The organism is Brevibacillus laterosporus LMG 15441, from assembly GCF_000219535.2.
In the GTDB taxonomy this organism is placed as follows: domain Bacteria; phylum Bacillota; class Bacilli; order Brevibacillales; family Brevibacillaceae; genus Brevibacillus_B; species Brevibacillus_B halotolerans.
In genome coordinates, this window is record NZ_CP007806.1 from 1 (window position 1) to 25,000 (window position 25,000).

Sequence of the window (25,000 nt, forward strand, 5' to 3'; positions counted from 1 at the left end):
ATTTTTTTCTCAAAAGGTACGGGAGTCCGTGATGACATATGATTTAGCATTTTTAATTATCCACAATGCCTGTGTAGTGCTGAAAGGAGGGATTTACTAGGTGGACGCAACGATTATAGAATTATGGCGAAAAGTTTTAGCTAAAATCGAGAAAACATTAAGCAAGCCTAGCTTCGACACCTGGTTGAAGGCGACAAAGGCAACTGCATTAGAGGAAGACTCTTTGATTGTAGTCGCTCCAAATGAATTTGCTCGTGATTGGCTCGAATCTCGCTATTCACCACTTATCATAGAAACGCTTTATGAAACGACAGGAATCCATATGAAGGTGAAGTTTGTCGTTCCCCAAAATCCCGACTTCGGTCTTACTGATGAGTTACCTATGGCGAAAGCAAAATTAGTATCTCAACCTCTAGCTGGCGATGATCAACCGCCTAGTATCTTAAATCCGAAGTATACGTTCGACACATTTGTAATTGGTTCGGGGAACCGTTTTGCCCATGCAGCTTCACTAGCCGTAGCTGAAGCACCTGCGAAAGCTTACAATCCACTGTTTATTTATGGTGGTGTAGGTCTTGGTAAAACACACTTAATGCATGCGATTGGCCATTATGTCGTTCAGCATAATCCATCTGCGAAAGTGGTCTATTTATCATCTGAAAAATTTACGAATGAGTTTATTAACTCTATTCGCGATAATAAAGCGGTTGAATTCCGCAATAAATATCGTAGTGTAGATGTTTTGCTTATAGATGATATTCAATTCTTGGCTGGAAAAGAATCAACGCAGGAAGAATTTTTCCATACTTTTAACGCCCTGCATGAAGAAAGCAAACAAATCATCATTTCATCCGATCGACCGCCAAAGGAAATTCCTACTTTGGAGGATCGATTGCGTTCCCGTTTTGAATGGGGCTTGATTACGGATATTTCACCACCTGATCTGGAGACTCGAATTGCCATTCTGCGTAAGAAGGCCAAAGCCGAGAATCTGGATATTCCGAATGAGGTTATGATTTATATTGCCAACCAGATTGATAGCAACATTCGTGAGTTAGAAGGTGCTTTGATTCGCGTTGTTGCTTATTCTTCTCTGATTAATCGCGATATTGATACGCAATTGGCAGCAGAGGCCCTCAAGGACATCATTCCTTCCTCTAAGCCAAAAATCATTACAATTATTGATATTCAACGTGCAGTTGGTGAAGCTTACACGTTAAAATTAGAGGATTTTAAAGCAAAAAAACGCACAAAATCCGTTGCTTTTCCAAGACAAATAGCCATGTATCTATCTCGTGAGCTTACTGATGCCTCACTCCCTAAGATCGGGGACGAATTTGGCGGACGAGATCATACAACGGTTATCCATGCCCATGAAAAAATCTCGAAATCATTAGCAGTTGATCCTCAATTGCAGGCCACCATCCAAAACCTTATTGAAAAATTGAAGGCTGGCCATTAAACTATTATTCCTGTGTACATTTGTGAATAACCTGAAAAGCCTATACACAACTTATCCACATGTGTATAGGCTTTACTTTTCAGCGCTTTTTGCAGATATCCACAAATCCACAGCGCCTATTACTACTACTATTATTTTTTTAATATAAAAGATTACTTACTATATATGCATACGGCATACGGGAATATGCATAATTCTTTTGTAGAACAAATCCTTGTATACGGGGGTAAGGTATAATGAAAATTACAGTCCAACGTGACAAACTATCAACTGCTGTTTCACATGTGGCTAAAGCTGTATCAACTAGAACAACGATTCCCATTTTGACAGGTATTAAGCTAACAGCAAATGAAGAAGGCTTAACATTAACTGGTAGTGATTCAGATATTTCTATTGAGGTGCATGTTCCATTAGAAGAGGGAGAAAATTGGGGAGTTACTGTACACGAACCAGGCAGCATCGTGCTACCATCACGTATTTTTAGTGAAATTGTACGTAAATTGCCAGCTAATGAAATTGATATTAGTGTAGATGATCGTTTACTTACGTTGATTCGTTCAGGTCAAGCCGAGTTTACAATCAATGGTCTAGATGCTAATGAATATCCTCAATTACCTCAATTAGAAGAGGATAAGGTTTTTAGCATTCCAAGCGATTTATTAAAAACAATGATTCGCCAAACATCCTTTGCAGTTGCCACTTCTGAAATGCGTCCCATCTTAACAGGGATTATGTGGACACTAGAAGAGGGAATACTAAAATTTGTAGCGACAGATAGCCATCGTTTTGCTTCTCGCAATGCAAAAGTAGAGTGTTCTGAATCCCTACGATTCTATAATATTGTTGTACCGGGTAAAAGTTGTAATGAATTGGTAAAGATTATAGATGATGATCAGAATTTGGTTGATATCGTTGTAGCCGACAATCAAATTTTAGTAAAATCAAATCATATCTTATTCTATTCCCGACTGTTGGAGGGAACTTATCCAGATACAAATCGTATTATTCCACAAGGCTGTAAAACGGAGATTGTTTTATCAACCAAAGAATTTTTACAATCCATTGAGCGTGCTTCCTTATTAAGTCGTGAAGGAAAAACCAATGTGGTAAAATTGGTAACATTGCCAGATGGAAATGTAGAAATTTCATCGAATGCACCAGAGATCGGAAAAGTAACGGAAACCATTCAGCCAAAACAATGCACTGGGGAGGAGTTAAAAATCTCCTTCAACGCAAAGTTTATGATTGATGCACTTCGTTCCATTGACAGCTCTGAGATTGTAACTAGCTTTACTGGGGCAATGAGCCCATTTATTATTCGACCTACTGATCATGATTGGAGTCTACATCTAATCTTGCCAGTTCGTACGTATTAAGAGGTAGCCACCTAAAGGAGTTTTCCCACATGGCAGATAAAGTTTACATTTCTACAGAATATATTACGCTTGGACAGTTTTTAAAACTAAGTTCAGTAATTGATACGGGTGGAATGGCTAAGCCTTTTTTAGCTGAGGTTCCCATTATGGTAAATGGAGAAAAAGAAAACCGCCGTGGTCGTAAGCTATATCCAGATGATCTAGTGGTTATTGAAGGGTACGGCTCTTATCAAGTGGCTGTACGCTGAGAGGAGTAAGCCCTTTGTTCTTACGTAATCTGTTTTTGACTAACTATCGAAATTACAGAGAGCTTTCACTGGATTTTACAGGACCGATTAATTTATTCGTTGGGAATAATGCGCAGGGCAAGACGAATGCATTAGAATCTATCTATGTACTTGCCCTTGCCAAATCCCACCGAACCTCCAAGGATAAAGAACTGATTAAGTGGAATGCAGATTATGCGGCGATCCGTAGTGAAGTCAATCGACGCTACGGATCTGTTCGTTTAGAGATGCAGTTGACCAATAAAGGTAAAAAGGCTAAAATTAATGGTTTAGAGCAGAAAAAACTGAGTAATTATATCGGTTCTTTAAATGTTGTGTTATTTGCGCCAGAGGATTTAGCAATCGTAAAGGGCGCTCCAGCCCAACGCAGACGCTTTCTAGACATGGAAATTGGTCAGGTTTCTCCAACATATATCTACCACTTGAGCAATTACAATAAAGTGTTAGCACAGAGAAATCAGCTATTGAAAGACCTTGCCATGAAAAAGAGTAGTCAGATTGACCTTATGGCAATTTGGAATACACAATTAGCTGATTTAACTGTAAAATTACTAAGGAAGCGTTTTGAGTTTATCACTAAATTAGAGCAATGGGCTCAAGAAATCCACGCTGGAATTACAGATGGTAAAGAGAAGCTGAGTTTGCATTATGTCAATAGTTCTCCTGTTACCAAAGAGATGAAAGAGGAAGAAGCTCTTCAAGCGCTACTGGCTGCTTATGAAGAGATATTTGAACGGGAAAAGATGAGAGGTAGTACACTAATCGGACCTCATCGTGATGATTTCTCTCTTTTGGTAAACGAGATGGATGTACAATCATTTGGCTCACAAGGGCAGCAGCGAACAACGGCTTTATCTTTGAAATTAGCCGAAATTGAGCTGATTAAGCAAGAAGTTGGGGAATATCCGATTTTGTTGCTTGATGACGTCTTGTCAGAACTGGATGAGCATAGACAAACATTATTACTTGAAACGATACAAGATAAAATTCAAACGTTTGTAACGACAACAGGTGTGGAAGGATTAAAGCATCAGGTCTTACAGCAAGCAACTCGCTTTAATGTGCAAGAGGGGTCCATTTCCAAAGAAGGGTAAGGTGAAGTGTATGTTTCTGCACGTGGGAGGAGATACGGTTGTTAGTATGAAGGAGGTTATCTCTATCATCGATCATCAAACGGTCAAGCACTCGAAGATATCCCTCACATTTATGGGAGATCAGAAGAAAGAAAAACGCATGATTGATCAGCAGTCGGAAGAGATTAAATCCTACGTAATTACGGATCGTGCTATTTACTGTTCGCCCATTTCTTCGCTTACCTTGAAAAAACGTGCGCAGTTTATACAGCACAGTGAGCTGTTTCCCTCTGTACAAACTGATAGTAAGGAGTTGACTGAGTAGTGGATGTAACAACTAAAGATCAAAACTATGATGCTAGTCAGATACAGGTACTGGAAGGGTTAGAAGCGGTACGTAAACGCCCAGGTATGTACATTGGCTCAACTAGCAGTCGAGGTCTACATCACTTGGTATGGGAGATCGTAGACAACTCTATCGACGAATCACTGGCAGGTTATTGTACGGAAATTAACGTATTGATTCATAAAGATAATACGATCACCGTTATTGATAATGGGCGTGGTATTCCTACAGGGATTCATGAAAAAACGGGGAAATCCACAGTAGAAACAGTTCTTACCGTTCTACATGCCGGAGGTAAATTCGGCGGTGGCGGATATAAGGTTTCTGGGGGATTGCACGGGGTAGGTAGCTCTGTTGTTAATGCTCTTTCAGAATGGATGACTGTTACTGTTAAACAAAACGGAAACATTTATTCCATGCGCTTTCATGTTGGTGCGCCGGAGGAAGAACTGAAAATCACTGGTGAAACAGATACAACTGGTACCACCATTACCTTTAAACCAGATCCAACTATCTTTACGGAAACAACCGTATTTGAATATGAATTGCTACAAAAGCGGATACGTGAATTAGCTTTCCTAAATAAAGGCTTGCGGATTACGTTAGAGGATCAACGTGAGGGTCAAGAACGCCGGGATGATTTTTATTACGAGGGCGGAATTAAATCTTACGTGGAGTTTCTGAATAAAAACCGTGAAAGCCTGCATGATGAAGTGATCTACTGTGAAGGCGAAAAAGATGGATTGCAGGTAGAGGTAGCCATTCAATACAATGATAGCTATGTAAGCAATATCTATTCTTTCGCCAATAATATTAATACGCATGAGGGTGGAACACACGAGGCTGGTTTTAAAGCAGGCTTAACTCGTGTAATTAATGATTACAGCCGTAAATTTAATTTCTTGAAGGAAAAAGATCAAAACTTGTCTGGTGATGATGTACGTGAGGGAATTACAGCGATTATTTCCGTTAAGATTCCTGAACCGCAGTTTGAAGGACAAACTAAAACCAAGCTAGGGAACTCTGAAGCTCGTAGCATCACAGAATCGGTCTTTGTTGAGCGATTCCAGGAATTTATGGAACAGAACCCTGCTGTAGCCAAAAAGGTTGTAGAGAAGTCCCTGATGGCTGCTAGAGCGCGTGAAGCGGCTCGTAAGGCACGTGAGCTGACTCGCCGTAAAAATGCCTTGGAAGTAAGTGCCCTGCCGGGTAAGCTAGCGGACTGTTCCTCCAAGGATGCAGCCGAGAGCGAATTGTTTATTGTAGAGGGTGACTCTGCGGGTGGTTCTGCCAAAATGGGACGCGATCGTCATTTCCAGGCGATCTTACCGTTGCGTGGTAAAGTATTGAACGTAGAGAAATCACGACTAGATAAAATTTTAGGTAACAACGAGATTCGGACGATCATCACTGCACTTGGAACCGGTATTGGTGAGGATTTTGATATCAGCAAAGCGCGTTATCATAAAATCGTCATCATGACAGATGCCGACGTCGATGGTGCTCACATCCGTACGCTCTTGTTAACCTTCTTCTATCGCTATATGCGTCAACTAATTGAAGCTGGATTTGTGTATATTGCACAGCCGCCGCTCTTTAGTATTAAGCAAGGAAAAACGATTCAGTATGCCTTTAATGATCGTCAACGCGACCAAATCTTAAGCCAGCTAAAAGAGACTCCTAAGCCTAACATTCAGCGTTACAAAGGGCTAGGGGAAATGAATGCAGAGCAATTGTGGGAAACAACAATGGACCCTTCCGTTCGTACTTTGCTACAGGTAGACCTAGAAGATGCTATTGATGCAGATATGGTTTTCCAAACTCTAATGGGTGATGAAGTAGAGCCGCGTCGTGACTTTATTGAAAGCTACTCTCGTAACGTACGCAATTTGGATATTTAAGGTGGGCTCCGACTATCTCGGAGTGAAGCACCAGAATTCAAATTCATTCAATAAGAAGACAAAAAGCTTGTCCTTTACGGGGCAAGCTTTTTTTTGCAGGAAAAAGGAATTTGATCCATCTCTATTTGCTTTTGTACTTATTGGTTAAGCTTCCCCTTTTCCTGATTATTTACCCTTAAGCATGGTGTTCTCATTATTTGATACGGTTTTATAGCACTTCCTCCATCAGCTTCCTTAACTTAGCTTCCGTCGTAGACTGTGGCACAGGGGTGTAAATACTACAGCGTAAGTCCCCACTGCCCTGAACCTGCAAGGAGGTAAGATGGAATAACATCTTTCCCGCTTTAGCATGTCTAAATTCAATGTAAACCTCCGGCGCAGAGCTGACCTCGCTCTGTTCCCACAACCGCTGAAAATCAGGATGGACGGTTTTCATTTTTTCTACGAATTGACTATACCATTCATCCTCGACATATTGCCCATAAGAGGCCCGGAAGATAGCTAAAAAGCCACTAGCAAAATGCTCCCAATTAACAGCTAACCGTTGCAATTCCTTTCTGGTAAATATCAGGCCTAGTAGGTTACGCTCCTCGTAGGGAATCTGGTTAAAATCCAAAAATACATGGGAAGCTGCTGCATTCCAGCCCAAAATATGACTTCTGCTGTTCGAGACGATCGTGGGGCAAAAACGTAGCTCTTGTAAAATTTTTTGCAAAGAAGGCGGAATTTCCGTTATTTCCCCCGTATTTTTTGAGATAACGGGTCCAGCTCCAAGTGCTAACGAATGTAGGTATTTCTGCTCATCCACTGTTAGCTGTAAGGCAGTAGCGATAGCATCGACTACGGATTTGGAAACGGTGATGTCACGTCCTTGCTCCAGCCAGGTGTACCAGGTGGTGCTAACGCCAGCTAGCTGGGCTACTTCTTCTCTGCGTAACCCTGGCGTTCTTCTGCGGACACCAGCGACGAGGCCAACTGACTCGGGAGAAATCTTTGCTCTTTGATTTTTTAAAAAGGTAGAAAGTGCTTGAAGTCGGGCATTTTTATTCATTCTATGAACCCTCCTTACTGTTTTGTTTATACTGGTACTAATTATACTAGGATAAATAACAACTTGTAATAGGATAGAGGCTTTGCCAAGATAGAAAGTAAGAAGAAACTGAAATATTTCCAAATATGCAAGTAAAGGAGAGTGCCTATGGAAAGAGTAGTAATTACTGGTATGGGTGTTGTATCACCAATGGGAAATCAAGTAGAGAGCTTTTGGAGTAATTTAGTACAAGGTACATCCGGAATTTCATATATAGATACATTTGATACTAGCAAGTATAAAACCAAGTTTGCTGGGGTAGTTAAGGACTTTGATGCAGATTCCATTTTTGGACGTAAAGAGGCACGGCGCATGGATCGCTTCAGTCAGTTTGCTTTGGTAGCTGCTGAGCAGGCCCTAATAGATTCTGGCCTTGTACTTGATGAAATTGATTTAGAGCGTTTAGGCGTATATGTTGGATCTGGCATTGGCGGCATTCAAACCATGATGGGACAAGAGCAAATACGAAAGGAGAGAGGCCCAGACCGTGTGAGTCCATTATTAGTTCCCATGATGATTGCCAATATGGCGTCCTCTATGATTAGCATTACATATGGAGCGATGGGGCCAAGTATGTCTCCTGTAACAGCTTGTTCAATCGGAAATACAGCAATTGGCGAAGCGATGCGCCTGATCAAATCTGGTGGCGCTGATGTAGTTTTTGCGGGAGGGACAGAAGCGGCGATTACAGAATTAGCTGTCGCTAGTTTTGGAAATGCAACGGCACTATCTACTCGAAATGATCAGCCAGAATTGGCAAGCAGGCCATTTGATGCTGATCGTGATGGGTTTGTTATGGCTGAAGGGGCAGGTATCCTGATTCTTGAATCCTTAGCGCATGCGAAAAAAAGAAAGGCTCACATTTATGCTGAGGTGTTGGGCTATGGAGCAAGTTCGGACGCGTATCATATTGTAGCTACTCATCCAGAAGGAAAAGGTGCTTATCAGGCTATGAAGCTAGCTTTACAAGAGGCTGGAGTACAACCGGAGCAGGTCGATGTGATTAGCGCACACGCTACCAGTACCGAGGTTGGGGATCGATCAGAAACAGCGGCAATCAAACGGCTTTTTGGAGAAAAAGCATATCAAATTCCTGTGACAGCAAATAAATCTATGACCGGCCACATGCTAGGGGCAGCCAGTGCTGTTGAGGCTATCGCCTTGGTAAAGACTCTGCAAGAAGGAATTATCCCACCTACCATTAATCAGGATAACCAAGACCCTATTTGTGACTTAGACTATATTCCGAATAAAGCTCGCAAGGCAGAAATGAGAATAGGAATGTCCAATTCATTTGGATTTGGTGGACATAATGCAGTTATTGTCCTTCGAGCTTGGGATTCTAACGAGTCCTAGCCTATTATCTTGGCTTGAAAGAATAAGTAGTATCTTGATGCTATTTGGTGTTAAACCAAGACACAACTATCGGAAGAAAACCCTCTCATGCTATAATTTATGTAAAGAAAAACGAAAATAAAGTCAGGATAAGATTTATTTCTGTCAAAAGTAGAGAGGTGGATACATTGAAACGTTTTTTTTCAGGAGTGCAACCATCTGGTAACCTAACAATAGGTAACTATTTAGGTGCAATTAAGCAATTTGTAGAATTACAGCATGAGCCAGATGCAGAAGCCTTTTATTGCGTAGTAGATATGCATGCGATTACAGTTGCTCAAGATCCAGAAGAGCTGCGCAGACGTACACGTGAAATTGCTCAAATCTATCTAGCATGCGGTGTTGATCCTAAGCAAGCTACTGTATTTATTCAATCACATGTAAAAGAACATGCTGAGCTTGGCTGGTTATTGCAATGCGCTAGCTACATGGGCGAACTAAATCGTATGACACAATTTAAGGATAAAGCAGAAGGAAAAGCGAACGTCAATGTTGGTCTGTTTACGTATCCAATCCTAATGGCTGCTGATATCTTATTGTATGATACGACCCACGTACCTGTAGGGAACGACCAAAAGCAACATATTGAGTTAACTCGTGATATTGCAGAACGATTTAATAATAAATATGGCGATACCTTTGTCATTCCAGAGCCAAAAATCCAAGAATTTGGGGCACGTATCATGGCTCTCGACGAACCAACGAAAAAAATGTCCAAATCAGCAGAGAGTGAAGCGAGTCGCATTGCGATTTTGGAAACCCCAGATGTATTTAAGAAAAAGATTATGCGAGCAGTAACCGATACCGAGAATTCCATTGCTTTTGATGAAACGAATAAGCCTGGCATCTCGAATTTGCTAACAATCTATAGTATGTTTGCTGATGAATCGATTGAATCGCTAGTAGAACGTTATCATGGGCAAGGATACGGTACATTGAAAAAAGACCTAGTAGAGGTTGTAACTGAGCAGCTTAGTAAGATTCAACAACGTTTTAATGAGTATAACGACGTAGCAGAGCTGGACAAAATTCTACGGGCTGGTGCTGAAAAAGCCAGTGTGATTGCAGAACAGACGTGCAATCGTGTAAAAGATGCGATGGGATTATTGCGTATATAACTGAAAATACAGGAGAAGAGCCATTACTCTTAATTGAGAATGGCTCTTTTTCATGTTTGTCGAAGTATGACATTTCGTGAAAGCTTGAAGGAGATAAAGTAAGTTTCACGTGAAACAATTTAATTAAAATGAAAAAAAGCAATAAAAAGCGCAATTTATCCTAGCCCTCGACGACATTCGATTTTGCCTATGCGAATCCGAATCGGGTTGATCTCTTACAAAAATGTAAGATTGATGAAAGCTAAACCGATGGGAATGAAATCAAGTGATTTATAAAATAAACCTATGATCGCGAAGTAATCATTCGCATTCACCTATGAGCTTATGAAAGGAAGCGAGGGTGAGACATAATGAGACAAGAACACAGAAAGAGAAGGATGGGTCTTATATCCATTGTTTTTTTTGTTGTACTTGCTGCAATCATTGGTTCAGGTGCTAGCTTTTATAAGTATCAGACTGTGAAATACAATGTTCCTTATGAAAAAGAGGTACTAGCCTATTCCAAACAATATGGCATTGATCCAGCATTACTAGCTGCTTTAATCTCTTATGAAACAAATTTTAAACATAAAGAATACCAGCCAAACAAGTTAAATGGATTGATCCTTTTGAAAGATACTACGGCTCAGGTATTCGCTGAGATTATGGATTGGAAAGGATTCACACCAGATATGCTAGCCAACCCTGAGCATGCGATCCATATGGGGGCTTTTATGATAAGCCATTGGGAAAAGGCAGGTAAAACACAGAAAGAGATTATTCGTGCTTTTTTATTACGAAACAAAGATGGCCAGTTTAAACAAGATAGAACATTTCAAACAGCATATGAAGCGATTCAGAAAAAGTATGAGCAATACCAACGACTATTCACATAATCATTGGAAAGGGACGATATGACATGCAAAAAGTGTTGCAAGTAAAGAATGCTTCCAAAATATACGGAGGAAAGACAAATAGCTATACAGCATTAGACCATGTTAGTTTCGATGTACAGCAGGGTGAATTTGTTGGAATCATGGGACCATCAGGCGCAGGTAAAACTACGCTGCTTAATATTATTTCTACGATTGATTCGCCTACATCTGGGGAAATCCTGATTGATGGAAGTGATGTTGTCAAAATGAAGGAAGATAAATTGGCAATGTTCCGTCGCACGAAGCTAGGCTTTATTTTTCAAGACTACAATCTACTAGACTCGTTAACAGTCCGTGAGAATATAGCACTACCATTAGCCCTGACAAAGGTGAAGGCGAAGGAGATTGATAAACGCGTAGAGGATATTGCTAAAAGATTTGGAATTGAACACATTTTAGAGCAGTATCCATACCAAATTTCCGGGGGACAAAAACAGCGTTGTGCAGCTTCTCGGGCGATTGTCACGAATCCAAGTCTGATTTTTGGAGACGAACCTACCGGAGCTCTTGATTCCAAATCCTCGGCTGACCTATTGCAATGCTTACAGACATTAAATCAAGAGGAACAAGCGACGATTTTAATGGTTACTCATGATGCAAATGCAGGAAGCTACTGTGAACGCATTTTGTTTATTACAGACGGAAAAATTTCAATGGAATTAAAAAAGGGTACACAAACTCGAAAAGAGTTCTTCCAACGCATTATGGATGTGCTGGCTGAGCTTGGGGGTGATATGAGTGACGCTATTTAATCTCGTTTTACGCAATATGAGACGAAACATGAAAAGCTATCTGATCTATTTCGTCTCCATGATCTTTAGTATTGTTATTTACTATACGTTTATGTCCTTGCAATTTAATACGCAAATTGCTGAAGTAAGCGGTGGAGACCCATATGTAAAAAAAGCATTCGAATTTTCTAGTGGTTTGCTCTTATTGTTTGTAGCTATATTTATGGTGTATTCAAATAGCTTTTTTACTCGTAAACGGAAAAAGGAAGTTGGTCTTTATTCGTTACTTGGGGTTAGAAAAAGACAAGTTGGAATGATGCTCTTTTTTGAGAACCTCTTCCTAGGAGTTGGAGCTTTAATCGTAGGAATTATTCTGGGTGGTTTTTTATCGAAAGCTTTCTTGTCCTTACTCGTTTATCTCATGAATATTGATATGCAGGTAAACTTCGAAATTCCGTTAGAAGCAATCAAGCAAACAGCTACCGTGTTTTTTGTTCTGATTCTCTTTACATCGCTACAGGGCTATATATTAATTTACCGTTTTAAATTAATTGAGCTATTCCGTGCTGAACAGGAAGGAGAAACCGTTCCAAAGGGTTCAGTTATTTTAGCACTCTTCTCTGTATTTCTGATTGGTTCTGCCTATTTCCTAGCGGCGACCTTCATGAATTACTTTGATGTTTTCGTAGCCTTTTATATTATTGGTGGTACTGTGCTAGGAACCTATATCTTGTTCCATTACTTCATGATCTTTTACTTTAAACGGGCACGTAAAAATAAGCGGTCCTTCTACAATGGATTAAGCATGGTAAGTAAAGGTCAATTGCTATATCGCATTAAAGGAAATGCCACTGCGCTTGCTACTATTACTGTGGTAAGTACGATTACGATCTGTGCAGTTGGAACGGCAGCGACCTTCTATTTCAATGTCAATGATGTAACGGCACAGGGTAATCCGTATAGTTATTCCTATCATAAGGATGGTAAGGAGTGGAATAACGAAGTAGAAAAAGCCTTCGCAAATGCTAAGGATAAGAACCCAATCCAATTGGAAACAGAAGTACCTTATATCGTTGTAAAGACACAGGATGAGAAGAAGGCAGGCTTCTCCCTACAATATTTCACCTCCGAGGGAATGTACTTATTAGGTCAATCGAAATATAATGAATTGGCCAAAGCTATGAATCGGGAGTCTGTAGAGGTTAAACCCGGTGAAATGGTAATAATGGACGGTTTTTACGACAAAATGTTTCAAAGCGATATCCTTAACAAGCAGGTGTCTTACAAGCTAGGAGATCAAGTAAAAACCTTGACCTTAGTAGATGCTAAGAAAGTGGCAGTAAGCAATTTAGGGAAAACGACCTTTGTAGTATCTGACGCTGACTATCAAGCAGCTCAGGAGTTTGGAAAGCCTTACGTGATTAAAAACATAAATGTTGAAAATCAGTATAAAGCAAGTGAGTTGTCTGCAAACCTGCATAAAGTGATGCCGAAGGGTGAGAAGCTAAAGGATTTTTATACCCAATACCAAGCTCTGATGGAAACAACAGGGGTTATGGTTTTTATTGGTGGATTCATTGGGTTAGTCTTCATGCTTGCGACAGGCTCAATCATTTATTTCAAACAACTTACAGAGGCTCATAACGATAAGAAATACTATACAATTCTACACAAGATTGGTGCTACGAAACGTGAGAGCAAAGAGGCCATTAGTAAACAGATAGCTTTTATTTTTGGAGGGCCACTTCTCTTGGGAATTAGTCATAGCTTGTTTGCACTTAATACGATGTCGGCAATGTTTAGAATGAACATCTTGACGCCTGTATTGGTGAGTATGGGAGTGTATCTGGTTATCTATGTTGGATACTACTTTATGACTGTTCGTTCCTACAGTAAAATTGTCTTAGATCACAATAATTCGTAACAATAAGCTATTTTTCATGCGAAAAGCAGAACTTCAGGGGGATGATCCTGAGGTTCTGCTTTTTTACTTGTATGCCGGATATGATAGTGTTGCGTATTATTTTTGAGCCGTAAATAAGAAAATCTCATAGGTAGCCGGTATCCCCTGGTCCTTTTGAAACATATCTTTGTAATAATTCATCATCGGTAATAGAAATCGTCTGTCTCCTAAGCCATGTGTAGGGGAAGAAACAGTGGCTCCTATTTCTTTAATAGAGCGTAAAAAATCAAGAACGGTGGAGTAATAAAGTGTAATGGAATAAGCGTGAACCTTTATATTTTGAAAACCAGCGTTCTTTAAAAAAGAAGTCCATGCGGAACAACTTTCAAAACGAAGAATATGCCGGCGAGCTTTTTCTCCCAGATTAGCATACGTTGCAGCATAGGATTCGTGTAGCTCATGGAAAGTAAGAGGACCAAATGTTGAGAATAACAGATGTCCCTCAGGCTGCAAAATTCTGTGCAAGAAAGAGAGGGTTTTCTGTGGATAGTGGAGCCACTGAAAGCAAGCATTCGATAGAATCAGGTCATGGCTTGATTCAGATGCAGTCTTAGCCCATTCTTCAATATCAGCACATATGAATTGAAGAGCTGTTGGAATCATGAATTGCTGGCTTTCTCGAATGGCTTGCTCTGTTTGCGTTAGCATTTTATCTGCCAGATCGAGAGCAGTATAGCTTTGTAACGAGGGGGAGTGAGCCAGCATTTTCTGAGTGAGATACCCTGTTCCACAACCAATTTCAAGTGCTTGGGAGAAGGAAAATTCACTTTGAAACGATTGAAGGAGTTGATCGGCCATCTGCTTTTGCACAATTGCATGCTGGTTATAGGAGCTGGCTTTTCGATTAAATCGCTGTTGGATGTGCAGTTTATTTGGCACGAAGAAACCTCCTTATTTCGTTACTTAGATAAGAAGAATCTGCTACAAATGGATAATGACCTTGGTAGTCAGGGGAAAGAGTTGTAGCATTTGGTAAAGACTCTGCTAGTTCCAGACCTGCTGCATAGGGAATAACCGGGTCATGCAAGGAATGGAAGAGTAGACAAGGACAATGTATGTCAGCTAAAAGTGGACGGCAGTCTGCTGAGAGTAAAATTTCCAGCCCAGCTACCAAAGCTTCTTCTGTCCAATTACATTGCTGAAGCAAAATAGGACTTTTTTCAAGGGCAAGCCTTTTCTCTGATGAGGGAAACATGCTTTGATAAAAGCGTTCTAGCACCTCATGTCGATTTTTTCTAACCAATCGTTTCATACGAACAAGAGAAGTCGCTGGCCAGCCTAGCTGGTTCTCTGTTTGATGACGGACAAAACGCGCTGTTGTATTTATGAGGACAAGACTTTGTACAGGGAAGGTAGTAGCTAGATGCTGTGCTAACATTCCGCCTAATGACCAGCCAACAACTGAGACAGGAGTAGAGCGTTTTCGTTGATTTTCAAAATAGGCTTCTTCCACCTTTTGATAAAAAGCAGAGGGAGAGTCCGATTGAGAGAAGTCGACGGAAACATGATGATACTCGGGTAAGCTTTGTTGCCAGTTATCCCAGATGAAAGACGGCATTCCCCAACCTGGTACCCAAAGAATCGTTTCATTGGTTCTCATGTAATCACTCCAAGTTCTATTGCTGTCCGAATGATTTTGCGCGTTGCCCAAGCTAAATCTTCATCTGAATGCGTTGCCATAAGGGAAAAACGGATGCGAGCTGAATTTTCGGGAACAGTTGGAGGACGTATGGCTACAGCTAAAATTCCCTCTTGCTCTAAACGCTTGCTAAATTGAATGGCTGTCTGATTATCGCCAAGCAGCAGAGGCACAATGGGAGAATCTCCGGCAGGGACATGCAAACCAGCCTGTTGTAGCTTCATGCGGAATTGTTTGCTCTTTCGGTAAAGCTCCTTTCTGCGCCAATCCTCTTGTTGAACAATGGCAACAGATTGGCCAATGGCTGAGACTAGAGCAGGTGGTAGCGAGGTTGAATAAATGAGCGGACGGCAGGTATGGACCAGGTAATCAATTACTACTTGATCAGCACATACATATGCCCCATATAAACCAAGAGCTTTACTGCATGTTCCCATCAGGATATCTACCTCTTGATGAACGCCGTATTGATGACATAAACCAGCACCTGATTCCCCGTAAACACCGCCTGCATGTGCTTCATCCACCATTAAAAATACATCATGATCATGTTTGATTCTTACCAGCTCTTCTACATCAGCCTTATCGCCGTCCATCGAAAAGACGGTATCAGTAACAATTACATTTCGTCGGTGGTTTCCCTTATGTTTTTGCAGAAGATACTGTAGGTGTTCATAATCGTTATGACGGTAACGATAATGGTCGGCACGGCTTAAAATCGTACCATCTACTATGCTGGCATGGTTAAGACGATCGCTATAAACAGCTCCATGACGATCTAGCAGTGCAGTGATACAGCCCAAATTAGCCATGTAGCCATTCCCAAATAACAGGGTTGCCTCCCGTTCCTTCCAACGGCTGATCATTTTCTCCGTATGTTCATAACATGAAAAGTTACCAACGACCAAACGGGACGAGGTGCCTCCTGCTCCAAAGGATTGCGATGTCATTTCCCATGAATGTAGTACCCGAGGATCATATGATATTCCTAAGTAATTGTTAGAAGAGAGGTTCAGTAATTTTTGACCGTTTGCTACAATCCATGTTCCTTGGCTTTGAGCCACATATTCGGTTTGACGAAGACTGCGTGTAAGCCCCAAACGATGCAACTCCTCTAATTCATGCCGCAACTGGGGATATCTATTCATGTACGTGGTCGTTAGCAAATGCATTTTCTTCAATTTCAAAGCCCATGTCTACTATCATTTGATGGTCGGCATGTATCGATTGTCCAGCAGTGGTTAAATAATCACCAACAAATACAGAATTAGCGGCGTATAATGCTAGAGGCTGTAGGTGTCCAAGGTTTAGCTCACGCCCACCCGCGATCCGAACTTCTTTGGTCGGACAAATAAAACGGAACAAGGCGATTACTTTCAGACAAAAACGTGGTGTATTTCGTTCCATATGAGCTAATGGAGTTCCCAATATCGGATTTAAAAAATTAATGGGAATAGAATCAGCATTGATTGCTCGCAGAGTGTAAGCCATCTCTACAATTTCCTCCAGTGTTTCTCCCATCCCAATGATGACTCCTGAGCAAGGAGACATTCCGGCTGTTTTTGCATGTTCGATTGTTTCAGTCCGTTGATCGTAGGTATGAGTAGTAGTGATGGCAGCATAATTCTCTTTGCTTGTATTGATGTTGTGGTTGTAGCGATCTACCCCAGCGGCCGCTAAACGACTCGCTTGTTCTGATGTTAACAATCCTAAACAGGCACAAATTTTTAATGATGAGGTTTGTTTAATCTCTGTTACTGCATCGATTACTTGTTGTAATTCTCTCTCGGTTGGTCCACGACCAGAGGCCACGATACAATAAGTTCCCGCTTTTCGCGTAATCGCTTCCTGTGCCCCTTTTAACAGAGTTTCTTTATCTAATATTGTGTATTTTTCAATAGGTGCTGACGAACGACTTGATTGAGAGCAATATCCGCAATCCTCCCGACAATGCCCGCTTTTCGCATTCATGATCATGTTTAACTTCACTCGTTTGGCAAAAAAGCGATAGCGTACCTGATAGGCGGCTTGCAGGATAGGCAATAATTCATCATCGGTCGCTTGTAAAACGCTTAGAGCTTCTTCCTTGGTGAGAAGCTCGCCAGCTATAGATTTTTGAGCCAAAATAGACCAATCATATGTAGAGCCAATAGCTGATGTACTCATAGCACAAATCCCCCTCAAGAGTATTACTTCATCATTTTCATAAAGCAGGAACTAATCTTGAAATTCGCGTAGAATGGGTGTTAGCTGAATATGCTTTTCTATCACTTCGATAAGTTGATTTTTAGTGATTGGCTCCGCAAGGTAGGGAAACAGCCCCAGAACGGGAACTTTACCAAAATCCTCAATGTAGTCAGCATTTTTTCTGATTGCTGTCAGAGAGAGTGCGGCTTCTGTTTGATTTAGAATGACGCCTAAGATAGGAATTGCTCTTGTGCGCAGGGCTTCTATGGAGAGAAGAGTATGATTAATCGTTCCTAAGCCCCCACGCGCAACCAGTAGAACAGAGAAACCAAGCTGTTTAATGAGATCAATCCCTAGCTTTGTGTCTGTCAAGGGAGCTAATAATCCACCAGCACCTTCTACCAGCAGATTTTTATGTTTAGCAAAAAGAAGCTCGCCAGCCTGTATAATGCCAGGAAGTGTTAAGATGGTACCTTCTCGAATTGCCGCTAGGTGTGGTGTAACTGGTTCTACAAAGGACAGCGGAGCAATTTCATGTGGAGCATCCTCTAAGCCAGCCAGAGCTTTTATGCGTGAGGCGTCACTTTCTATGTCAATTGCACGCGCTCCTGATTGCACAGGCTTCCATACTCCAATGTCCAAATTTTTCTGAAGAAGTGTTGCGGCTAAACTAGCTGTAATAATGGTTTTCCCTATCTCTGTATCAGTTCCCGCAATAAAAATGCCGTTGGTATGTCTCATGCTTCTCTACCCTCTGTAACTTCGACAATCGCTTGATATAAAATTTGAATCATTTCAGTTAGTTCATCGCGTGTACTTGAGAGGGGAGGCATAAATACAAGTACATTTCCGAGTGGACGTGTTAATAAGCCTAGTTCTCTACAGCGTTGGCTTACTTTTACCCCCATTCTGTCATTCCAGTGATAAGGAGTTCGCTTCTGTTTATCTACCACCAGCTCTATACCAATCATCAGACCTTTCTGGCGAATGTCGCCTACATGCTTTCTCTCTAAAAATGCAGGCCATTTTTGTTTGAGCCACTGTGCATCAGCCGCTACTTTGTCTACCAGTCCTTTTGATTTAAATAGCTCTAAATTGGCAAGAGCAACAGCACAGCCTAGCGGATTCCCGGTATAGGAATGTCCATGGAAAAATGTTTTTTGTTCCTCGTAATTCGCATAAAAACCCCGATAGATTTCATCTGTTGTAAGAGTGGTCGCCAAGGGGAGATATCCGCCGGTAATCCCTTTAGCAATGACCATGATGTCAGGCGTAACCTCCTCGTGTTCACAAGCGAACATCTTACCTGTGCGCCCAAAACCAGTAGCCACCTCGTCAGCAATAAAAAGAACCTGGTGTGCAGAAGCTAGCTCAGCGATCTTTTTTAGACAACCTTCTGGCATGACAATCATGCCACTAGCGCCCTGCACGATTGGCTCAACAATAATCGCAGCGACTTCACTCGATTTTTCTTGTAGCAGCTTCTCCAAAGCTTGAAGTGTTTGCTCCAGTGCCGCTCCATCTTTTTCTTCCCTGTATGTATTTGGGTAAGGAATGGTATAGGGAGAGAATAACAGTGGTTTGTACACCTGATGATAAAGGGGGATTGCGCCTACACTAACGGCACCAATTGTATCGCCATGGTATGCATGATTCATCGTAATAAAGCGGTTTTTTCCGCTGATCCCTTTATTTTGCCAATATTGAAAGGCCATTTTTAGAGCAATTTCTACACCTGTAGCCCCACAGTCTGAATAGAAAACCTTCGTAAGCCCCTCTGGGGTGATCTCGACTAGTTTTTCTGCTAATTGAATCGCTGGTACATTGGCCATACCCAGTAAGGTTGAATGGGCGATGAGTTCTAATTGTTTGGTTATGGCTTGATTTAATTCAGGTACGCAGTGTCCGTGGACATTGAGCCAGACAGAGGAAAACCCATCGTAGTATTTTTTGTTGTTCACATCGATTAATGTAACGCCCTCTCCTCGCTCGATGATTAAAGGATCATTCTCACAGTAGTCTTTCATTTGAGTAAAGGGATGCCACAAATATTTTTTATTTTTACTGGCTAATTCAGCATAGCTGGGTGTTGAAATCATGTAGGATCTCCTTTCTTCTTTTTTGTAAACTAAAATTATTATATGGTTTACAAATATAGTTAGAAATATAGCATAGCTTTTTTTTCCTGTAAATGAGTAAGGATGCACATTAAAATTTGACAAATATAACAGAATAGCTAGAAGATGAAAAATGAGAATGAATAAAGTAAGGATAGAATAGAGAAAATATTTCTATTGTGTAGTGGGAGGGAAATGTATGCTAACACGTAAGGTTTCACGGGTGGCGCTGATCGGTTCTGGATTTGTTGGGTCCAGCTATGCTTATGCGCTACTCAATCAGGGTATTGTTAACGAGTTAGTTATTATTGACGTTAATAAGGACAAAGCAGAAGGCGATGCCATGGATTTAAGTCATGGTCTACCGTTTACTTCTCCAATGAAGATTTGGGCGGGTGACTACTCAGATTGTAAGGATGCTGATCTTGTGGTCATTACAGCAGGGGCAAATCAATTGCCTGGCGAGACACGTTTAGATTTGATTGAAAAGAATGTTAGGATTTTTAATAAGATCGTAACGAGCATCATGGAGAGTGGATTTCAGGGTATTTTTGTCGTAGCTAGTAACCCAGTAGATGTTCTGACCTATGCAACGTGGAAAATTTCAGGGTTACCTCATGAAAAAGTAATCGGCTCTGGCACATTGCTTGATACAGCACGTTTTCGTTACTTGCTTAGCAGAGCTTTTGAGGTGGATTCCCGCAGTGTCCATGCTTATATCATGGGAGAGCACGGGGATACGGAATTGCCTGTTTGGAGCCAGGCCAGTATTGGAGGCAAGACGATTACAGAATGCTTAAAGCAAGGGGTAGGGCCTAACAAAGAGGAATTAGACCAGATTTTTATTAATGTCCGTGATGCGGCTTATCACATTATCGAGAAAAAGGGTGCGACATACTACGGAATTGGAATGAGCTTGGCTCGTTTAACCAAAGCGATTTTATATAATCAAAATTCGATTTTGACCATCTCCACTCTTTTACAGGGGGAGTTTGGTTTGCATGATACATATTTAGGTGTTCCAGCTGTAGTAAATCGCAGCGGTGTTCGTGAGGTTGTTGAGATCACGTTAAATGAGGAAGAAAAGGCTAAACTAAAGCATTCTGCGGACGTGTTGAAGCAGGCATTGTCTACGATCTCCTTTACGTAGCAATATCAAGGAAAAACGCAGGAAAAAGAAACTTCATCAGCTAACAAATGTAGGGGAAACGGGAAGGCTACTGATTAGCGAAGTAGCACTTTCTGTTCCCCTGTTTTTTTGCTCATTTATGTTTTTTTCTGGGTTCTTCGATCACATCCCAGGTTTCCTGGTCTTGAATTTGGTTCATAATAAGCATATATTCAGAAATAGCCTCTTGAATGGATCTAGCAATTTGTTTTTGCGTTTTTTCATTTACTAGAAAACGGCGGTCACGCGAGTTACTTAGATAGCCCATCTCTACAATAACTGTCGGACATATAGATTGCTTAAGTAGATAATAGGTCTTGCCAGGCAATGGCTCACCTTTGGTTTTATACAAGTGATCCAAGTGGTGCTGGATGATATCAGCGAGAATATAGCTTTGATTATTTTTTTGATAAAGGACTAACGGGCCTCGGCTAGATTTACTATTTGACCAATTAACGTGAAGGCTAACTAGCATTTGTGGATGAATTTCCTTAGCTAAATGTCGTCTCTGAGCTAAATCACGAATATGACGTGAAGGAGAACGCAGCCATTTATTCTCATCGCTAAGAGCATAATCACCTGTGCGATTTAGCAAAACCTGATAACCTTTTATCAATAATTCTTTATACAATAGCTTGGCAATTTGTAAATTAATATCCTTTTCTAAAATTCCTTGATAAGAGGTTCCTCCATCTATGCCGCCGTGTCCCGCATCAATAATGATTTCTATTGGTATATGCTCGGAGCTAATTGCTCTGGCATCAGTAGGGAGAAGGCCCATCAACAGCAAGCCTACCAAGGCTACCTTCAACCACCGCATACACTTCTCCTCCTTAGGTTATGGAACAAGATGTACGTATCGTGTGAGAAATTTTGATATGTAAAAGTATCCCCCTACCTGCAAAAACTCATGAAGAACTTTCAGAGGGAAACAGAGGGATTTATATAATAAATCGCCTTTTCACTCTAGCCGTTTGGACGTAAATCGCACTTATATGTTATAATAAAGCGTTGTAATTTCGAGTTGGAGGGTAACCTAAAATGGCAGAACAAACATCTCGGTTTCCAAAAATTGACATTAGCCAAGAGATGCGTGACTCGTTCATTGATTACGCGATGAGTGTCATCGTTAGTCGCGCTTTACCTGATGTAAGGGACGGACTAAAGCCAGTTCATCGCCGTATCTTATATGCCATGCATGATATGGGGCTTACTCCTGATAAGGCTTTCCGTAAATCCGCAAACGTTGTCGGTCAAGTAATGGCTAAGTATCATCCTCATGGTGACACGGCGATTTATGAGACCATGGTTCGGTTGGCACAAGATTTCAATATGAGATATATGCTCGTTGAAGGCCAAGGGAACTTTGGTTCTGTGGACGGCGATCGGGCGGCAGCTATGCGTTATACTGAGTCCCGTTTTTCAAAAATTGCTTTAGAAATGCTTCGGGATATTGATAAAGATACAGTTGACTTTATACCAAACTACGATGGACATGAGGAAGAACCTACCGTTCTCCCTTCTCGTTTTCCGAATTTGTTAGTAAATGGTTCAGCAGGTATCGCGGTTGGGATGGCGACTAATATACCACCGCATAATCTGAGGGAGGTCATTGATGGTGTTAGTGCCATGATTGATAATCCTGAGATTACTGTTGCAGAACTGATGAAAATCATTAAGGGGCCGGATTTCCCAACAGCTGGTGAAATTTTAGGCTACTCTGGTATTCGACGTGCTTATGAAACAGGACGCGGTTCCATTATTATGCGTGCCAAAACCAATATTGAAGAGAATAATGGGAAAGCCCGCATTATTGTAACGGAAATTCCGTATCAGGTGAACAAAGCTAGACTTGTTGAAAAAATTGCAGAATTAGTACGTGAGAAAAAGATTGATGGCATAACTGATTTGCGTGATGAATCTGACCGCAAAGGAATGCGTATTGTCATTGAACTTCGTCGAGATATTGTTCCAAAAGTAGTGTTAAATAATTTGTTTAAGCATACCCAAATGCAATCAACCTTTGGGGTTAATATGCTGGCGCTTGTTAATTCACGTCCCAAAACATTGAATTTACGCGAAATGATCTACCATTACTTGGAGCATCAACGCGTCATTGTTCGTAGACGCACTGAATATGAATTGCGTCAGGCTGAAGCGCGTGCGCATATCTTAGAGGGATTACGCATTGCACTTGATCATATTGACGAGATCATCAGTCTCATTCGTGCATCTCGCATGGCAGAAGAAGCACGCAATGCTTTGATCGAGCGATTTGGGTTGAGTCATGAACAGGCTCAAGCGATTTTGGACATGCGTCTCCAACGCCTTACTGGTCTGGAACGCGAAAAAATTGAAGCGGAATACCAAGAGCTTTTAATTAAGATTGCTGAATTAAAATCCATTCTTGCTGATGATAATAAAATTTACTCGATCATTCGTGAAGAGATGAATGCCATCAAAGAGAAATTCGGAGATGACCGTCGCACGGCAATCACGATTGGCGAAGATATGATTGAGGATGCAGATCTGATTCCAGAAGAGGAAGTTGTTATTTCCTTAACTCATAGCGGTTACGTGAAACGTTTGCCAGTAACCACCTATCGCAGCCAGAAGCGCGGAGGTCGTGGTATTCAAGGAATTGGAACCAAAGACGACGATTTCGTCGAGCATCTTTGCATCACGAACTCTCACGATACGCTCTTGTTCTTTACAAGTAAGGGAAAAGTGTATCGCTTAAGAGGATTCGAAATTCCTGATCTGAGTCGTACAGCTAAAGGCACACCAATTATCAATTTGATTCAAATTGAAAAGGGTGAGACAGTCAGTGCTGTAATTCCAGTGAAGGAATTTAGAGAAGATCAGTTTATCTTCTTTGCCACTAAACAGGGTATTGTTAAGAAGACGGACTTAAAATCGTTCGAGAATATTCGACGCGGCGGTCTCTTTGCTGTAAATCTACGGGAAGATGATGAGCTGATTAATGTTCGTTTGACAGATGGCAACCAACAAATCATCATGGGTACAAAACAAGGAATGTCCGTTCGTTTTAATGAAGGCGACGTACGAACCATGGGACGTACTGCTACAGGCGTTAAGGGGATAACCCTTGATTCTAACGACGTCGTTATTGGCATGGATGTCATCCGTGATGATGCTGAGGTATTGATTGTAACTGCAAAAGGCTACGGTAAACGCACACCTGTGTCTGAATATCGTATTCAGACACGTGGAGGTAAAGGAATTAAAACCCATAATGTTACAGAGCGAAGCGGTCAGGTTGTTGGTTTAAAAGTTGTGCAGGCCGATGAAGACTTAATGATTGTCACAATAACTGGCATCATTATTCGCATGGAGATTAAAGGGATTTCCGTTATGGGACGCTATACGCAGGGTGTAAAATTAATTCGTCTAGGTGATGAAGAGGAAGTTGTTTCAATTGCAACGGTAGAAGCTTCCGAGGAGGACTCTGAGAATAATCTTTGTACAGAAGCCGCAGAGCTTGAGACGGACAACGTTAACGAGGATACAGAAGTAGAGGATACAGAAGCAGATGCCGATGTAGCTGATGATACATCTGAAGAATAAGTAATAAGGAAAAGGGTGATTCCATGATGGGATCACCTTTTTACATAAACTCCTTTGGAAATATAATCAAGTTTCCCCTATCCTTTTGTGTGCATCGCTTTTATAATAGAAGATAATTCTAAAGATATAGGTCTAATTTCTTAGTGATATATAGGGGGATCGATATGCCTGTTTGTCAGATTAAACACATACCGGTAGGATCTCGCTTAACGGAAGATGTTTATACACCGTTAGGAGGATTGCTTTTTACAAAAGGAACCGTTGTAGAGGATAGAGAAATAGAAATTTTGGATGCTTTTATGATTGAAGAGGTTTCTGTTGAAGCTATAGTAGATGGAACTGTTATTACAGAAGGATTTGCCGATGGGAAAAAACAGGTATCCACAGAAGGAAAAGGGGCAAGTAAACCAATAAGAAAGCGACAATCAGAGCCGGGAATAATGGAGCATTTAGAGAAGGCAGTCTCTTCTTTTAAAAACCTTTTCCAACATGTACAAGGGGGACAAAGCATTCCTGTATTAGAGGTTCGGAATGTTATGACTTCACTTATTAAAGAAGTAGAGGAGCAATCTAATCTTCTATTTATCCTGAAAAAAGCAGATAATCCAAATAACTATTTGTATGAGCACTGTGTAGGTGTGGGGC

Annotated in this window: 22 protein-coding genes (1 of these 22 cut by a window edge); 14 read left to right on the plus strand and 8 right to left on the minus strand. The window is 41.1% G+C overall.

Annotated elements, in window-relative coordinates; translation table 11 throughout:
• Positions 1–100 precede the first annotated feature (100 nt).
• From dnaA to gyrB, 6 genes are all read left to right on the plus strand, one after another.
• Positions 101–1,462: a chromosomal replication initiator protein DnaA gene (dnaA, locus tag BRLA_RS00005; protein WP_003333984.1), complete on the plus strand. Its 1,362-nt coding sequence runs from the start codon at positions 101–103 to the stop codon at positions 1,460–1,462.
• A gap of 236 nt (positions 1,463–1,698) precedes the next feature.
• Positions 1,699–2,838, plus strand: coding sequence for a DNA polymerase III subunit beta (gene dnaN, locus BRLA_RS00010; protein WP_003333983.1), 1,140 nt, complete (start codon positions 1,699–1,701; stop codon positions 2,836–2,838).
• A gap of 29 nt (positions 2,839–2,867) precedes the next feature.
• The gene (yaaA, locus tag BRLA_RS00015; protein WP_003333982.1) at positions 2,868–3,086 is read left to right on the plus strand and encodes a S4 domain-containing protein YaaA; all 219 of its coding nucleotides are present in this window, start codon (positions 2,868–2,870) and stop codon (positions 3,084–3,086) included.
• Positions 3,087–3,100: 14 nt separating this feature from the next.
• The gene (gene recF, locus BRLA_RS00020; protein ID WP_003333980.1) at positions 3,101–4,219 is read left to right on the plus strand and encodes a DNA replication/repair protein RecF; all 1,119 of its coding nucleotides are present in this window, start codon (positions 3,101–3,103) and stop codon (positions 4,217–4,219) included.
• A gap of 10 nt (positions 4,220–4,229) precedes the next feature.
• Positions 4,230–4,523: an extracellular matrix regulator RemB gene (gene remB, locus BRLA_RS00025; RefSeq protein ID WP_004432976.1), complete on the plus strand. Its 294-nt coding sequence runs from the start codon at positions 4,230–4,232 to the stop codon at positions 4,521–4,523.
• Positions 4,523–6,445, plus strand: coding sequence for a DNA topoisomerase (ATP-hydrolyzing) subunit B (gene gyrB / locus BRLA_RS00030; RefSeq protein ID WP_003333978.1), 1,923 nt, complete (start codon positions 4,523–4,525; stop codon positions 6,443–6,445). The genes remB and gyrB overlap by 1 nt, the downstream gene beginning before the upstream one ends.
• Before the next feature lie 208 nt (positions 6,446–6,653).
• Here gyrB and BRLA_RS00035 read toward each other — a convergent pair whose 3' ends face one another.
• A complete protein-coding gene (locus BRLA_RS00035; RefSeq protein WP_003333976.1) occupies positions 6,654–7,496 on the minus strand; it encodes a helix-turn-helix transcriptional regulator in 843 nt (280 codons plus the stop codon).
• 147 nt (positions 7,497–7,643) lie between these two features.
• On the opposite strand from BRLA_RS00035, the gene fabF reads away from it, so the two are divergent.
• The 5 genes from fabF (at position 7,644) to BRLA_RS00060 (ending at position 13,617) form a co-directional block, all read left to right on the plus strand.
• Positions 7,644–8,891, plus strand: a complete 1,248-nt coding sequence (gene fabF / locus BRLA_RS00040) for a beta-ketoacyl-ACP synthase II (protein ID WP_003333975.1) — start codon at positions 7,644–7,646, stop codon at positions 8,889–8,891.
• Between the two features lie 167 nt (positions 8,892–9,058).
• Complete coding sequence (gene trpS / locus BRLA_RS00045; RefSeq protein WP_003333974.1) at positions 9,059–10,048, plus strand: tryptophan--tRNA ligase; 990 nt, start codon at positions 9,059–9,061, stop codon at positions 10,046–10,048.
• Positions 10,049–10,398: 350 nt separating this feature from the next.
• Complete coding sequence (locus BRLA_RS00050; RefSeq protein ID WP_003333973.1) at positions 10,399–10,923, plus strand: transglycosylase SLT domain-containing protein; 525 nt, start codon at positions 10,399–10,401, stop codon at positions 10,921–10,923.
• A gap of 23 nt (positions 10,924–10,946) precedes the next feature.
• A complete protein-coding gene (locus tag BRLA_RS00055; RefSeq protein ID WP_003333972.1) occupies positions 10,947–11,714 on the plus strand; it encodes an ABC transporter ATP-binding protein in 768 nt (255 codons plus the stop codon).
• Complete coding sequence (locus BRLA_RS00060; RefSeq protein ID WP_003333971.1) at positions 11,701–13,617, plus strand: ABC transporter permease; 1,917 nt, start codon at positions 11,701–11,703, stop codon at positions 13,615–13,617. Before BRLA_RS00055 ends, BRLA_RS00060 begins: the two co-directional genes overlap by 14 nt.
• Positions 13,618–13,713: 96 nt before the next feature.
• Here the strand turns inward: BRLA_RS00060 and bioC are convergent, their stop codons facing one another.
• From bioC to bioA, 6 genes are read right to left on the minus strand one after another with little or no spacing between them, the layout of a single operon-like run.
• Positions 13,714–14,535 carry a malonyl-ACP O-methyltransferase BioC gene (gene bioC / locus BRLA_RS00065; RefSeq protein ID WP_003333970.1) on the minus strand — a complete coding sequence of 274 codons (822 nt, stop codon included), beginning with the start codon at positions 14,533–14,535 and terminating at the stop codon, positions 13,714–13,716.
• Entirely contained in the window at positions 14,525–15,256 is a 732-nt protein-coding gene (locus tag BRLA_RS00070; protein WP_003333968.1) for an alpha/beta fold hydrolase, read from the minus strand. Before BRLA_RS00070 ends, bioC begins: the two co-directional genes overlap by 11 nt.
• Positions 15,253–16,443 (minus strand): 8-amino-7-oxononanoate synthase, encoded by a 1,191-nt coding sequence (bioF, locus tag BRLA_RS00075; protein WP_041752443.1) that lies wholly within the window; start codon positions 16,441–16,443, stop codon positions 15,253–15,255. Before bioF ends, BRLA_RS00070 begins: the two co-directional genes overlap by 4 nt.
• Positions 16,436–17,461, minus strand: a complete 1,026-nt coding sequence (bioB, locus tag BRLA_RS00080; protein ID WP_003333966.1) for a biotin synthase BioB — start codon at positions 17,459–17,461, stop codon at positions 16,436–16,438. The genes bioF and bioB overlap by 8 nt, the downstream gene beginning before the upstream one ends.
• Before the next feature lie 51 nt (positions 17,462–17,512).
• Positions 17,513–18,223: a dethiobiotin synthase gene (gene bioD, locus BRLA_RS00085; protein WP_003333965.1), complete on the minus strand. Its 711-nt coding sequence runs from the start codon at positions 18,221–18,223 to the stop codon at positions 17,513–17,515.
• Positions 18,220–19,581 carry an adenosylmethionine--8-amino-7-oxononanoate transaminase gene (gene bioA / locus BRLA_RS00090; protein ID WP_003333964.1) on the minus strand — a complete coding sequence of 454 codons (1,362 nt, stop codon included), beginning with the start codon at positions 19,579–19,581 and terminating at the stop codon, positions 18,220–18,222. The genes bioD and bioA overlap by 4 nt, the downstream gene beginning before the upstream one ends.
• A gap of 217 nt (positions 19,582–19,798) precedes the next feature.
• Here bioA and BRLA_RS00095 point away from each other — a divergent pair, with 217 nt between their 5' ends.
• The gene (locus tag BRLA_RS00095) at positions 19,799–20,749 is read left to right on the plus strand and encodes an L-lactate dehydrogenase (protein WP_003333963.1); all 951 of its coding nucleotides are present in this window, start codon (positions 19,799–19,801) and stop codon (positions 20,747–20,749) included.
• A gap of 112 nt (positions 20,750–20,861) precedes the next feature.
• On the opposite strand, the gene BRLA_RS00100 is transcribed toward BRLA_RS00095, so the two are convergent.
• Positions 20,862–21,587 carry an N-acetylmuramoyl-L-alanine amidase family protein gene (locus BRLA_RS00100; RefSeq protein ID WP_003333962.1) on the minus strand — a complete coding sequence of 242 codons (726 nt, stop codon included), beginning with the start codon at positions 21,585–21,587 and terminating at the stop codon, positions 20,862–20,864.
• 221 nt (positions 21,588–21,808) lie between these two features.
• Between BRLA_RS00100 and gyrA the strand changes: the two genes are divergently transcribed.
• Positions 21,809–24,355, plus strand: a complete 2,547-nt coding sequence (gene gyrA / locus BRLA_RS00105) for a DNA gyrase subunit A (protein ID WP_003333961.1) — start codon at positions 21,809–21,811, stop codon at positions 24,353–24,355.
• A gap of 164 nt (positions 24,356–24,519) precedes the next feature.
• Positions 24,520–25,000: the start of an HD-GYP domain-containing protein gene (locus BRLA_RS00110; protein WP_003333960.1), read on the plus strand. It continues 626 nt past the right edge of the window; only the first 481 of its 1,107 coding nucleotides appear in the window; its start codon is at positions 24,520–24,522; its stop codon lies beyond the right edge, outside the window.

Excerpts from the sequence above, each read along its gene's own strand:
- dnaN (WP_003333983.1), top strand. The coding sequence starts at position 1,699 with ATGAAAATTACAGTCCAACGTGACAAACTATCAACTGCTGTTTCACAT.
- yaaA (WP_003333982.1), top strand. The coding sequence starts at position 2,868 with ATGGCAGATAAAGTTTACATTTCTACAGAATATATTACGCTTGGACAG.
- remB (WP_004432976.1), top strand. The coding sequence starts at position 4,230 with ATGTTTCTGCACGTGGGAGGAGATACGGTTGTTAGTATGAAGGAGGTT.
- BRLA_RS00035 (WP_003333976.1), bottom strand. The coding sequence starts at position 7,496 with ATGAATAAAAATGCCCGACTTCAAGCACTTTCTACCTTTTTAAAAAAT.
- fabF (WP_003333975.1), top strand. The coding sequence starts at position 7,644 with ATGGAAAGAGTAGTAATTACTGGTATGGGTGTTGTATCACCAATGGGA.
- BRLA_RS00050 (WP_003333973.1), top strand. The coding sequence starts at position 10,399 with ATGAGACAAGAACACAGAAAGAGAAGGATGGGTCTTATATCCATTGTT.
- BRLA_RS00055 (WP_003333972.1), top strand. The coding sequence starts at position 10,947 with ATGCAAAAAGTGTTGCAAGTAAAGAATGCTTCCAAAATATACGGAGGA.
- BRLA_RS00070 (WP_003333968.1), bottom strand. The coding sequence starts at position 15,256 with ATGAGAACCAATGAAACGATTCTTTGGGTACCAGGTTGGGGAATGCCG.
- bioF (WP_041752443.1), bottom strand. The coding sequence starts at position 16,443 with ATGAATAGATATCCCCAGTTGCGGCATGAATTAGAGGAGTTGCATCGT.
- bioB (WP_003333966.1), bottom strand. The coding sequence starts at position 17,461 with ATGAGTACATCAGCTATTGGCTCTACATATGATTGGTCTATTTTGGCT.
- bioD (WP_003333965.1), bottom strand. The coding sequence starts at position 18,223 with ATGAGACATACCAACGGCATTTTTATTGCGGGAACTGATACAGAGATA.
- bioA (WP_003333964.1), bottom strand. The coding sequence starts at position 19,581 with ATGATTTCAACACCCAGCTATGCTGAATTAGCCAGTAAAAATAAAAAA.
- BRLA_RS00095 (WP_003333963.1), top strand. The coding sequence starts at position 19,799 with ATGCTAACACGTAAGGTTTCACGGGTGGCGCTGATCGGTTCTGGATTT.
- BRLA_RS00100 (WP_003333962.1), bottom strand. The coding sequence starts at position 21,587 with ATGCGGTGGTTGAAGGTAGCCTTGGTAGGCTTGCTGTTGATGGGCCTT.
- gyrA (WP_003333961.1), top strand. The coding sequence starts at position 21,809 with ATGGCAGAACAAACATCTCGGTTTCCAAAAATTGACATTAGCCAAGAG.